General features: G+C 40.0%; 11 protein-coding genes. 10 read left to right on the forward strand and 1 reads right to left on the reverse strand.

Annotation, left to right across the window (positions count from 1 at the left end):
• Positions 1-110: 110 nt before the first annotated feature.
• Together QZ334_RS04035 and glmM are read left to right on the forward strand one after the other, a co-directional pair.
• Positions 111-1,709, forward strand: coding sequence for an NAD(P)/FAD-dependent oxidoreductase (locus tag QZ334_RS04035; RefSeq protein WP_295232154.1), 1,599 nt, complete (start codon positions 111-113; stop codon positions 1,707-1,709).
• Positions 1,710-1,876: 167 nt separating this feature from the next.
• A complete protein-coding gene (gene glmM / locus QZ334_RS04040; RefSeq protein WP_295232157.1) occupies positions 1,877-3,229 on the forward strand; it encodes a phosphoglucosamine mutase in 1,353 nt (450 codons plus the stop codon).
• Between the two features lie 411 nt (positions 3,230-3,640).
• Here glmM and QZ334_RS04045 read toward each other — a convergent pair whose 3' ends face one another.
• On the reverse strand, positions 3,641-5,023 hold the full coding sequence (locus tag QZ334_RS04045) for a hypothetical protein (RefSeq protein WP_295232159.1): 1,383 nt from the start codon (positions 5,021-5,023) through the stop codon (positions 3,641-3,643).
• Positions 5,024-5,572: 549 nt separating this feature from the next.
• On the opposite strand from QZ334_RS04045, the gene glmS reads away from it, so the two are divergent.
• From glmS to QZ334_RS04085, 8 genes are all read left to right on the forward strand, one after another.
• The gene (gene glmS, locus QZ334_RS04050) at positions 5,573-7,405 is read left to right on the forward strand and encodes a glutamine--fructose-6-phosphate transaminase (isomerizing) (protein ID WP_295232162.1); all 1,833 of its coding nucleotides are present in this window, start codon (positions 5,573-5,575) and stop codon (positions 7,403-7,405) included.
• Positions 7,406-7,463: 58 nt separating this feature from the next.
• Positions 7,464-8,450: a tryptophan--tRNA ligase gene (trpS, locus tag QZ334_RS04055; protein ID WP_060923857.1), complete on the forward strand. Its 987-nt coding sequence runs from the start codon at positions 7,464-7,466 to the stop codon at positions 8,448-8,450.
• Between the two features lie 36 nt (positions 8,451-8,486).
• Positions 8,487-8,963 carry a hypothetical protein gene (locus tag QZ334_RS04060; protein WP_295232166.1) on the forward strand — a complete coding sequence of 159 codons (477 nt, stop codon included), beginning with the start codon at positions 8,487-8,489 and terminating at the stop codon, positions 8,961-8,963.
• Positions 8,964-9,162: 199 nt separating this feature from the next.
• Positions 9,163-9,975, forward strand: a complete 813-nt coding sequence (locus QZ334_RS04065; protein ID WP_295232169.1) for an amino acid ABC transporter substrate-binding protein — start codon at positions 9,163-9,165, stop codon at positions 9,973-9,975.
• A gap of 123 nt (positions 9,976-10,098) precedes the next feature.
• On the forward strand, positions 10,099-10,755 hold the full coding sequence (locus tag QZ334_RS04070) for an amino acid ABC transporter permease (RefSeq protein ID WP_005387763.1): 657 nt from the start codon (positions 10,099-10,101) through the stop codon (positions 10,753-10,755).
• A gap of 113 nt (positions 10,756-10,868) precedes the next feature.
• Positions 10,869-11,627, forward strand: coding sequence for an amino acid ABC transporter ATP-binding protein (locus QZ334_RS04075; RefSeq protein ID WP_024066348.1), 759 nt, complete (start codon positions 10,869-10,871; stop codon positions 11,625-11,627).
• 8 nt (positions 11,628-11,635) lie between these two features.
• Positions 11,636-12,907, forward strand: a complete 1,272-nt coding sequence (locus tag QZ334_RS04080; protein ID WP_295232172.1) for a hypothetical protein — start codon at positions 11,636-11,638, stop codon at positions 12,905-12,907.
• A 169-nt stretch (positions 12,908-13,076) separates the two neighbouring features.
• Complete coding sequence (locus QZ334_RS04085; RefSeq protein WP_060923852.1) at positions 13,077-13,523, forward strand: universal stress protein; 447 nt, start codon at positions 13,077-13,079, stop codon at positions 13,521-13,523.
• The last annotated feature ends 9 nt before the right edge of the window (positions 13,524-13,532 follow it).

The following is a 13,532-nucleotide window of genomic DNA, read 5'->3' on the forward strand; positions in this document are numbered from 1 at the left end:
GTTGTATAATAAATGTGTATGACCATTTTCTAATAGGTCAGTTATAAAGAATTTAAGTCAAATAATATAGATCTAGTCTATTCTGAAAGGATAGTTTTAATAGGTAACATATGATTAGAATAATAAATCTCCGCGTGGCTGTTACGGTCAAGTCGGATATAAAGGATATTGTAGAAAAGAAATATCCCCAATTGCGGGGCGCCATTGAAACAATTCACGTTGTGCGACGTGCTGTAGATGCTCGTAAAAAACCTAATATTGTATTTGTATATACCTTGTTTGTTGAGGTTCATAAGGAAGCTCAAATCATGAAGAAACTAGGTAAACAAAAGGATGTATCTGTATTTACTCCAGAGGATCCAGAACCTATTATTTATGGTATTGTGCCTTTAGCACATCGTCCTGTAGTGATGGGCTTTGGTCCGGCTGGGATGCTAGCTGCCTTTTATTTAGCTCGTGAAGGGTATCGTCCAATCGTTCTTGAACGAGGTCAAGATGTTGATACTCGTAGCCAAGATGTAGAAACGTTTTGGAAGGAGGGCGTATTCAAGCCTGAATCTAACGTACAATTTGGCGAGGGTGGTGCAGGTACCTTCTCTGATGGTAAATTGACAACCCGCGTTACACATCCAAGATTGCATGAAATCTCCAAATATTTTGTAGAGTTCGGCGCTCCAGAAGAAATCTTGTATAAACATAAACCTCATGTAGGTACAGATAAGTTGCGTACCATGGTAAAAGCTATGCGTGAACGCATCATCGAATGGGGTGGTGAAGTTCGCTTTGGCGCTAAGATTACCGATTTATTTATTGAAAATGACCATATCGTAGGTGTTGAAGTTAACGGTAACGAACGCATTGATACGACGGTTGTCCTTTCTGGCGTAGGTCATAGTGCACGCGATACGTACGAAATGTTACATAAACGCAATGTAGAAATGATGGCAAAACCATTTGCTATTGGTGTTCGTATTGAACATGATCAGGCTATCATTGACGAGTCTCAATATGGTGTAGAACCATCTAGCTTGGGCCTTGGGGCCGCAGAATATTCTCTTGTATACCACGATAAAGAAACAGGCCGTACAGCGTATAGCTTCTGTATGTGCCCAGGTGGTCAAGTTGTAGCATCAGCGTCCGAAAATGGGGGCGTTGTTGTTAATGGCATGAGTTTATATGCTCGTGATAGCGGTGTTGCGAACAGTGCTATCGTAGTTAATGTAGGACCTGATGACTTTGGTAATCATCCTCTGGATGGTGTAGCATTCCAACGTGAATGGGAGCGTAAAGCTTATGAATTAGGTGGCTCTAACTTCTATGCACCAGCTCAGACCGTAGGTCAGTTTTTGGGGCTTTCACAAGCAACAGGTGTACAAGATAGCACATATAGCTATGAACCAGGTGTAGTAAATTGCGATTTACATGATTGCTTGCCACCATTCGTAACGTCCGTGTTGGAACGAGCATTGCCGTATTGGGGACGACGTATTCATGGGTTTGATGATCCTGCGGTATGCATGACTGGTGTTGAAACACGCACCTCTGCACCGCTTCGCATGGGGCGTACTGAAGAACGTATTTCTCCAACTATAGGTGGATTTTATCCTATGGGGGAAGGTGCAGGCTATGCTGGCGGCATTATGAGCGCAGCCCTTGATGGGGCAGAAACTGCCATTATATGCATGGCAAAATATGCAAAACCTAACTAGTTAGTAGTAGAATGTATTATAAAGTAAACTACAGTATAGGTTCATTTTGGTACTGTAAAATAGTATATCTGTATAGTATATATGTGTGGTGTATATATTGTGATATAATACACAACAGTGAATATATAAGGACTTGTGATTTTCACAATCCCTAGAGGAGGATAATTATGGCTCGTTTATTTGGTACAGATGGTGTACGTGGTGTTGTTAATGAATTTTTAACACCTGAATTAGCCTATCATTTAGGCCGTGCAGCGGCTACATATTTTGGTAAAGAAAAAGACCATCCTACATTCTTGATTGGTCGTGATACGCGTATTTCTGGATCCATGCTTGAAAGTGCGTTAGCATCCGGTATTTGTTCTGTTGGTGGTAATGTTGTCATCGCCGGTGTTATTCCGACTCCAGCAGTAGCTTACCTTGTACGTCAACAAGGCTTTGATGCAGGTGCTGTTATTTCTGCATCTCACAATCCATATCCAGATAATGGTATTAAATTCTTTGATGGCAATGGCTATAAATTGCCAGATGAAGTAGAAGATCAATTAGAACAATATGTTCGTCAAAGTGCAGATAATGAATTGCCACGTCCTACAGGTGATGGTATTGGTACTATTGAGTACAATAGCAATTTAGCTCATTTCTACGCTCACTTTGTTCGCCACACAGTTGATACATCCCTTGAAGGTTTGACTATCGTATATGATGGTGCGAACGGTGCTGCATCTAGCGTAGGTCCTGAAATTTTATCTGGTCTTGGCGCTAAAGTAATCAACATCAATGTAAATCCAGATGGCTTGAATATCAATGATCACTGTGGTTCTACACATATCGAAGGCTTACAAGTGGCTGTACAACAACACAATGCAGACCTTGGTATCGCTAACGATGGTGATGCGGACCGTTGCTTATTGGTAGACGAAAAAGGTCAAGTTCTCGATGGTGACCAAATCATGCTATTGTGTGCTCTTAAATTGAAAGAAGAAGGTAAACTCAAAGATGATACTGTAGTTGGTACTGTTATGAGTAATATTGGGTTCCATAAAGCGGCAGAAGAACTAGGAATGAAAACAGTTTCTACTGCTGTTGGTGACCGTTATGTGTTGGAGTATATGCGTGAACACAATCTCTCCGTTGGCGGTGAGCAATCTGGTCATGTAATCTTCTTGGATCACAATACAACTGGTGATGGTATGTTAACAGCTGTTCAAGTGGCGGCTCTTATGAAAGAAAAAAATCAACCACTTTCTGAGTTGGCTGGCATTATGACTAAGTATCCTCAAGTTCTTATCAACGTTCGTGTTGCTACAAAAACAGGTTGGGAAGACAATGATATTATCAAAGCTGCTATCGTAACAGCTGAAGGTGAACTTGGTGATGAAGGCCGCGTTCTAGTTCGTGCATCTGGTACAGAACCACTCATTCGCGTAATGGCAGAAGGTCCTAACCAAGAAGAACTACAATCCTTATGTCAAGAAATTGCTGATATTATTGGCAGAGAACAAGGGGTGGCCGAATAACTCTTAATGAGTAGTTTGATACTACTCCGTTTGATTCCATTCTACAATTTCATATTAAAGGTATACCCTCCTATATATGTCCCTTTGCTCCGTCCTACGTAAAGTCGCTGCAGGAACATATATAGGAGGGTATTTATTTTATATTTATTTAGGATGGTTACCGAATGGAACCGTCACTATGGCGCAAATATTTCTGCATTATACCATTTCTACTCATTAAGAGTTATTTCGCATATGAGGGGGAGGATAGACGAGATGATGCAATTCATCTTATATATAGTTAAGAACTGTGTTGCTGTTACTATAGGTACATATATAGGATGTAATTTATGTTATTATAGCGATATAGCGAGAAATGAACTGAAAAAGCACTACTTTGAATTGTAATAATTCAGAGTAGTGCTTTTGCCATTATTTATCAGCTACAACTAGTTTATATCCATTCAAGTGAATGTTACTGCCTGTTGTGTCTTCGTTAGTTAAAGATTTTACATAGCTATCACCAGTAAGTGTCCATGTGGAGTCTTTGCTGAGTTTCAGTGTAACTTCTTTAGCTGTATTGTCGGTATTGATAGATCCCACAAGGCTAGAACCGTTTGTCATATCTAGTGCGACAGTGCTGATGGAGTCGGCTACGATGTTACCGCTAAGTTCTTGGTTGGATGCGCGGAGTGTGATGTGTCCACCATTTTCACCGTCTTTACCCCAACGGGAGTCTGCCGCTGCTTTCACCAGTGTCGTAGTATTTGGCATTAAGATTGTGTTGCCTGTAAGGTCTGCTTCGGCAGTGGTGTTGTTTACATAGATAAATGCACCTGTACCATGAGTTGTGAGTGTGTTATTTTCCGCTTTTAAACGAGCGATACCGCTTTCAGCATCACCAGAGAAGCTTTGGTATAGCATAAAGCCATTATCGTGGTAGCCTGTTACATTAGAGTTCGTAAGGGTAATAGAGTTTTTACCTTCTACAACACCAATTTCACTCTTGTTGGCCACGCCGTTCACATTGTTAGTTGTAATATTGCCAGTGGAGTAGATAACAGGACTGCCTGTGCCAGAGGTTGTAAGCTTAGCTGCTTCTGCAGTAATAGTGCCTTCACCACGGTCTGTAGCAAGGGTTGCGGAGTGAGCACCTTCGGTAGTGATAGTTAGGTTTTTACCGTTTACAGTGCCTTTATAGGTTGCATCTAGACCACGAGAAGAGTCGCCTTTTGTGTGGATGTTAGTATTTTCTACGTTGATCACAGAGACTTCACCAGTGGCAAATACTGCATTAGATCCAATGCTATTAGAGGTGATGTTACTATCCTTAATGCTTGTTTGGCTGCCTTCGATGCCGAGCACTACTGCGTTTTGTCCGTGGAAATTACTGTTGTCATCATTAGTGGTGTTGCCTGTTTTATCAAATACACTACTATTAATGGTGATTGTCGCTTTGTTTTTGCCGATGAAAGAATTTTGGTCGCTTGTAGTATTATCAAATCGTTGGTGTTCGAATGTTTTGCTTTCACTAATAACAGATGTACCTGTGAAAGTACTAGGATTAGCTTCCTTATGAGGCGTTGGTTCGTTAATTTCTCCTGTCTTTACATCATCTGGTCTAGGTACATCATTTTTAGGCATATTAGCGTTAGGTGCATCAGCCTTAGGGGCAGATATGTTTTGTGGTGGAACATTAGACTGTACTGGTTCTGCCCCAAATGTAGGGGCAAAGGCTAGTGCTGCGAGGGCGCCGCCCGCTAAAGCTGGAACGATGAAACGTCTTAAAGTTTTATAATTACGTGAATGTGTCATATATAATAACCTCCAAATATTTATTGCGCGATAAAATCGAATTGTGTAAAATTAAGATTGTAAGAAGTATAGTAATTATCTGTGAAAATAGTATGAATGATACATGGGATTTATAAACAAATATTAACCGTGATGTTTAGATATGTCGATGAGGATATCTTGCTTTCACCATTACTTATCACGTATAATATAGATTGGTATACGATGTATACTTTAAAGATCTGCCGTATCTTATAGAAAGGAGTTTCACAATTCGTAAGAGCGAATAGCGCAAGTACCCGCGAAGGCAGTCGTTAGGGTAGACGAGGTGAAGAGTGATCGAATAATCAGCGGATGCTCTTCCGGCACATTCATGTCGTAACAGATACTAAAAAGCCCATTGGTAACAATGGAGACAAAGTGTATCTGAATGAATTGTATTAAAGTAATAATTAATACATAATTGAAATATTAATCTAGAACATTAATCTAGAACATTAATCTAGAACATTAATTAGCCTTAGTTGTTGGCTGGGGCTAGAATGCCCCCAGTTATAGGAGGATATACTTATGTGCGGTATCGTAGGATACATTGGCTTTAATCAAGCATCTGATTTCTTATTGGACGGTATGGCGAAATTAGAATACCGTGGTTATGACTCTGCAGGCATCGCTATTATTGGTGCTGAAAATGCAATCAAAATTCAAAAAAAGGTTGGCCGTCTAGCTAATCTTGAGGCGATTGTAAAAGCAGATCCTAATGAAGGGACTGTAGGTATTGGTCATACACGTTGGGCTACTCATGGTCGTCCATCCGATATGAACGCCCATCCTCATGCATCTGAAGATGGTAAATTTGCTGTTGTTCACAACGGTATCATCGAAAACTACATGCCTTTAAAAGAAGAGCTCATCGAAAAAGGGTACCATTTCAAATCTGAAACTGATACAGAAGTAGTAGCTCATTTATTAGAGGATATGTACGATGGCGATTTCGTAAGTACTGTACGCCGCATGCTCGCTCGTGTTGACGGTGCGTATGCTCTTGAAATCATCTGTGCTGATGAGCCAGACAAAATCATTTGTACTAAAAAAGAAAATCCATTGGTTATCGGTCTTGGTAAAGGTGAAAACTTTGTAGCATCCGATATTCCAGCAATCATTAACTACACACGTGATACATACATCTTGAGCGATGGTGAATTAGCTATCGTAACCCGTGATAATGTATCCGTATTTGACCGTGAAGGTAATGCTATCGATAAAGAAGTATTCCACGTAAGCTGGAATGCAGAGGCTGCTGAAAAAGGTGGTTATGAACACTTTATGTTGAAAGAAATTCATGACCAACCTAAAGCAGTTCGCGATACATTTGGTACACACATCTCCGAAGATGGTAAAACTGTACACTTTGAGGAATTGAACTGGACAGCTGATGATGTAGCAGCTTTCAATAAAATCCTCATCGTTGCATGTGGTACAGCATACCATGCAGGTCTTGTAACAAAACAATATATTGAAAACTTGGCGCGCATTCCTGTAAGTGTGGAAATTGCATCTGAGTACCGTTATAGCAATCCGTTGACAGATGATAAAACATTATGTATCGTTATCAGTCAATCCGGTGAAACATCTGATACATTAGCTGCTTTGAAAGAGGCTAAACGTCTTGGCGCTAAATCCTTGGCAATTACAAACGTAGTAGGCTCCAGTATTTCCCGTGAAGCAGATAACACCGTGTACACATGGGCAGGTCCTGAAATCTCTGTAGCGTCCACAAAAGCGTATACTACTCAATTAGTAGCAGGCTTGTTGTTCGCTGTATACCTTGGCCAATTGAACGGTAAAATGGATCCGGCTTTAGGCGAAGAAATACTTTGCGGTGTTAAAAACTTGCCTACATTGATTCATGAAATCTTTGAAGTAGACGAAGATATGAAAGCCTTTGCAAAACATTATGGCTTCAAATCTGATGCGTTCTTCTTGGGGCGTGCTATCGACTACGCAGTAGCGATGGAAGGTGCTTTGAAATTGAAAGAAATTTCTTACATCCATGCTGAAGCATATGCTGGTGGCGAGTTGAAACATGGTACATTGGCTCTTATCGAAGAAGGCGTACCTGTTATCGCATTGGCTACACAAGAAGATGTGTACGATAAGATGATCAGCAACATCCGTGAAGTAAAAGCTCGTGAAGCTGTTGTAATCGGTATTGGCATGAAAGGTGACGAAGAATTATCTAAACACGTAGACCATACAATCTATGTGCCTCGTGCAAATAAATTCATCGCTCCAATCCTTGCGGTTGTACCATTGCAATTATTGGCGTACTACGCAGCGATTACACGCGGCGCAGATGTAGATAAACCACGTAACTTGGCTAAATCTGTAACCGTAGAATAATATATATAACCAACAGTGCTTCGGCACTGTTGGTTTATTTCAATATAGGGAGACTATTATGGCAGTTATATTTTCCGGCATCCAACCAAGTGGGGAATTAACACTTGGCAACTATTTGGGGGCTTTACGTAATTTCTTAGAGTATCAAGATACTGATGAATGTTATTATTGCATCGTTAACCAACATGCGATCACTGTACCGCAAGATCCAAAAGAGTTATTCCAAAATACTCGTAATTTGGCTGCGTTATACCTCGCTGTTGGCCTCGATCCTAAAAAGGTAACATTATTTGTGCAATCCGAAGTGCCTGAGCATGTTAAACTTGGTTGGGTTATGCAATCTATCAGCTATGTTGGCGAATTAGAGCGTATGACACAGTACAAAGATAAGTCTCAAAAGCAAGGTGACTCTATTCCTACAGCGTTGCTTACGTATCCACCATTGATGGCGGCAGATATTTTGCTATATGGTACTAACTATGTTCCAGTAGGTGAGGACCAAAAACAACATCTTGAGTTGACTCGTAATTTGGCAGAGCGTTTTAACCGTAGATTTGGCGAAACTTTCGTAGTACCTGATATCAAGGTAGGCGAAGGTGGTGCTCGCGTTATGAGCTTACAAGAGCCAACTAAGAAAATGAGTAAATCTGATGATAACCAAAATGCTACAATTCGTCTTTTGGATGCACCAGACTTGATCGTGAAAAAATTGAAACGCGCTCAAACTGACTCTGATAACGCGGTGCGTTATGATAAAGAAAACAAACCTGGCATTTCTAACTTGATGGGTATTTACCGTGCTATCACAAAAGACAGCTATGAAGCTATCGAAGAAATGTATGCTGGTAAAGGTTATGGCGTCTTCAAATCCGATATCGCAGACCTATTGGTGGCAACTCTTGAGCCAATTCAACAACGTTACAATGAGTTGATTACAAGCCCTGAACTCGATGTTATTCTCGATGAAGGTGCTGCTAAAGCTCATGCTAAAGCAAGTCAAATGTATCGTAAAGTAGAGCAAGCTATGGGCTTGTGCCGTAAATAAAATCATATAGTAGACTTTCAATTTGTGAGGTAAGCCATGACGAAACAAGAGGCGATGGAACGCTTTTCATCAGGTACCGTACAACAGAGCTTAGAAATACATCGTGGAATTCAGTGGGCCGGTCGTATCATCGGTCTATTGGTTTGCGCCTTAATTGTAAAATATATGCCCTCCGATTGGTCTGTGCGTATATGGTATTACCTGTTGTTACTCGTAATATTGTGGACCCTTCATAGATTAGGTGAAAGTCAAGCATTTATCTGTGAAAAGGGCCTCGTGTTAAAGCGAAGGCCTTTTTCTGTGAAAGAATACTTTCACAGCCTTTTTCATGGCGATGAATATTTTGTCTTTGTAGATTACAAGCATATTATTGGGTTTACCGAAGGTTGGCGTGAGTTGCAGGCCATGAATGGTCATGGTGGGATTTATGTAATACCATTAGATCTCGCACAGGTAGGGTATAAAGACAAAATGGCCATGATTGAAGCGATTCATAAACATTCAGATACATAATGTATACGTATATACAAAGGATTTAGTACTATAATCCTGTATGATCCATGAGAGAACTAAAAAATCCTAAAATTCATCAAATTAGCTATTTACAACTTTAATGAACTAAAGTATAATACAATCATCGGGTACAGACATGAGTTCTGTACAGCATATATTAGCAAGTAGTTAAAGGTGTAATACACCGTGGAGGATAGTTATGAATTGGAAAAAAATGATGGCCGTTGGCCTTGCAGCAGTATCTATGATGGTATTTGTAACGGGTTGTGGTAGTGATACTAAAACGGCTAATAAAGAATTACCTAAAAAAATCGTTATCGGCTTAGATGATAGCTTCCCTCCAATGGGCTTTAAAGATGATAAAGGCGAAATCGTAGGTCTTGATATCGATATGGCTAAAGAAGCAGCTAAACGCGCTGGCATGGATGTGGAATTCAAAGCTATCGACTGGTCTAGTAAAGAAGCTGAGTTGAAATCTAAAAAAATTGACGCTTTATGGAATGGCTTAACAGTTTCTCCTGAACGTGAGAAAAATATTTTGTTCTCCAACACATACATGAAGGATAAACAATACATCGTTGTTCGTAATGATGATGAATCCATTAAATCTAAAGCCGATCTTGCAGGTAAAGTAGTAGGCGTTCAACAAGCAAGTACTGGTGAATCTGCATTGCAAAACGATCCAAGCGGTAAAACTGTAAAAGAAACTAAATCTTATGCTGATTTTGTAAGTGCTTTCATGGATCTTGGTATTGGACGTGTTGATGCAGTTATCGCAGATGGTGTTATCGCTCGTTACCTCATGACAAAAGAACCTGGTAAATACAAAATCGTAGAAGGTACTGATTACGGTGTTGATAACTTCGCTGTTGGCTTCCGTAAAGATGACACTGCATTGCGTGATAAAATCAATGGTATCTTAGCTGAAATGAAAAAAGATGGTACTGCTGATAAAATCGTTGAAAAATGGTTGGGCTCTAGCGCAGACCTAGATAAGAGCGATGCTAAATAGTACAATTCGTGATATACTAATAGTACTATGGTCAGTTTGTACAACAGATAATTAAAGAACGAAATGTACACTAGAGAAGAGGCCAGATGCCTCTTCTCTAGTCGTGTTTTGAAGGAGTATTCCATGTTAGATTATTTATTGCAGATTATCCCAACCATCGCTGATGGTTTGAAGGTAACCGTATCGCTATTCTGTATTGTATGGATCCTATCCATTCCTGGCGGTATTCTACTTGCTTTGGTACGTTTATCTAAATTTACAGTGCTCGACAAAATTGTTGAAGCTTTCGTATATTTGATGCGCGGCACACCACTAATGCTACAAATTTTATTCGTCTATTATGCATTACCTATCATTACAGATGGCGCTGTTCAAATGGATGATGCTACAGCAGCGGTGCTTACATTCGTATTAAACTACGCAGCGTATTTATGTGAAATTTTCCGCGGTGGTATTCAATCCATCTCTCGTGGTCAGTACGAAGGGGCAAAGGTTCTTGGTTTTACCTATGCCCAAACGATGCGTAAGATCATCTTGCCACAAATGTTTAAACGCGTATTACCGCCACTTGCGAATGAGACAATTAACTTGTTGAAAGATACTTCTCTCGTATACGTATTGGCTATGAACGATATCTTGCGTATTACAAAATCTATCGTACAACGTGACTTTGACATCTCTGCCTTCTTGGTGGCAGCTTTGTTCTACTTGATCTTTACCTTTATTTTGACAAATATCTTCAACTACTTAGAAAGAAGATTTGCTGTATACGAAGATTAATCTATTCTGTAGTTGCTTGTCGTATTTTACATCCAATTATTGTTCATATAGCGGACTAATACTCAATGATTAGTATGTTTAGATAAAAGGATGCGACGATTTAAGAGGTACTTATGACATTTGTAAATATGGAGCGTATTGAAAAACGCTTTAACAATCAAACTGTATTGCGCGATGTATCGCTCAAAATGAATAGAGGGGAAATCGTTTCTATTATCGGTCCTTCTGGGTCTGGTAAATCTACATTCTTGCGCTGTTTAGGTCAATTAGAGACTATCGACGGTGGTTCTATTACTGTAGATGGCACTGTTCTTGCTAGCACTGATGCTAATGGCACTGTAAACTATGCAAGCCAAGAAACACAACATGACTTGCTATTACGCATGGGCATGGTGTTCCAATCTTTCAATTTATTCCCTCATATGACAGTGCTCGATAATATTATGATCGCACCGCGTATGGTAAAAGGCATGAAAGATGATGAGATTTTACCGATTGCAGAGCGATTACTCAATAAAGTTGGCCTATGGGAAAAGCGCAATATGTATCCATCCCGTTTATCTGGGGGCCAACAACAACGTGTGGCCATCGCTCGTGCATTGGCGATGAATCCAGAAATTATGCTCTTTGATGAACCAACATCTGCTCTTGACCCAGAGTTAACAGGTGAGGTTCTAAAGACTATTAAACAATTGGCCGATGATCACATGACGATGATTATCGTAACTCATGAAATGAACTTTGCTCGTGAAGTATCTGACCGTGTCATCTTCATGGCCGACGGTGTCATCCAAGAGGAAGGCACACCAGAGCAAATTTTCAATAATCCACAGAACGATAGAACGAAAGCGTTCTTGGAGAATATGTTATAGGAGGTCTTATGAAGTTACGTTTTATTGCTGCTACATTAGCTGTAATGGCTATGGGCACGACCTCTATTATGGCGGAAGGTTTGCAGGGTACACCTAGCACACCAATAGCTATTGTAGATTCACAAAAAGACTCTGCATCTATCTTGCCAGAACAATATAAGTCCTATGCTACTACGATGAATACAGTGGTTAAGGATTATAAAAATGGCTATACCTTTACGCTTCCTTGGCGTGTAGCAGATGGTGTTAAACTGGATATGGATGTGCGCAGTGAAAGTGAGCATATTCAAGGCTATTCTTTCAATTTAGCAGGTCCTACACAAGATGATTCCTATACAGTGTCTTTTACAAAGCGCAATAATACACCACAAGATGGGGTGTCTCAAAAGGAATGGAATACGACTTGGTATGGCGTGCCAATCAAGGGCATGTCTGATGAAGAATACTTGAGCATTTGGCGTCAACATAGTAATGCCTTTGAAAATAATGATATCGTTGGTGGCTTCTTTAACAAAAAAGGTGCTATATCAGCGCGTTGGGATAAGACGACACCAAAATCGTATGCTGAAATGACCTCTACAGAGCCTGTTCAATCCGTATTTGAAGCGGAATTCATCATGGATAAGGACCCAACACATCGCTATAATTTAGCTAGTACTTATGCTCCTATTCAAGGGGAGTTTATGGAACAAGGCTTGATGGAACATACGATTCCGTCCTTTGAATTATTAAATAAAACTGGTTCTAGTACGATTAAAGGTGTTAAACAATTTATCTCTGGCACTAGTGATATTAGCATAGCTGAAGGCATCAAATTTAATTATCCAAAAGGATTTACCCGTCTTAATGAAAAGGGGAAAATTGCTTTCACTAAGCATAATGTACGCCTTGATATTGAATCTTTTACAATTCCAGTACAAGCAGTTAGCACAGGCATGCCTACGATGATGGGCAAACAAATGCTAGGTGATTACTATCTTAAACAATTGGTTGAGGTGAATAAGGCAACCATCACTCGATACGAAACGCATATCATCGATGGTAATGTTATGTTCTACTTGGCAGGTCATATGAAGAATCCTAATACAGCTGATACATCTGCAGCGGCACCGGTATCCTTCGCAGCTACTATTATCTTAGGTAATGAAGGAAATGTAGCTGTGGCTCGTATGATTGGCCCAGCAGGCACAAGCCTTAGTACACCAGAGTTTATCGATGTGCTCGATGGATTCAAGTTGACTACTACATTGAATACGAACCCATCTTCGCAAGTATTATAATATACACATAATATTCTTTTATTTGTATAATTCTGTATAATTTGTGCTATAATAAAAGAAATCCTCTAGAAAAAGAGGAGTTTTCCTTGATGGTCTAGAATATAATAATATAGGCTAAACGATCTTTGATCATATCCCCTTTGAGGGATTAGAAATAGGAGGGGTTATTATGGTTACCTACAAAACTATTGTCGTACCTACTGATGGTTCTGAAAATGCTAAACGTGCGTTGGAACATGCTCTCGCTGTAGCGGACCGCAACCATGCTGAATTGATTATTGTTCACGTTGCAAATATTGTGTCTGCTATTTCCAATTTCGATCAAACACCAATTTCCGGTGGCTACGTATCTGAACAAATTGCGGAAGATATGGAAGAAACTGGTAAAGAAATTCTTAACGATGTAGTGAAAGAAATTCCTACAGGCGTAAAAGTTAAAAGCGTATTCGAAGTTGGCTCCCCTGGTCCTGCATTGTTGGCAGTAGCTAAAAAATACAATGCTGATCTTATCGTAATGGGTAGCCGTGGCCTTGGTCCATTGAAAGGCTTGTTCATGGGTAGCGTAAGTAGCTATGTAACTAGTCACTCCACTTGCCCTGTATTAATCATTAAATAATTCATATCC

Source organism: Veillonella sp., from assembly GCF_019414865.1.
Lineage (GTDB): Bacteria > Bacillota > Negativicutes > Veillonellales > Veillonellaceae > Veillonella.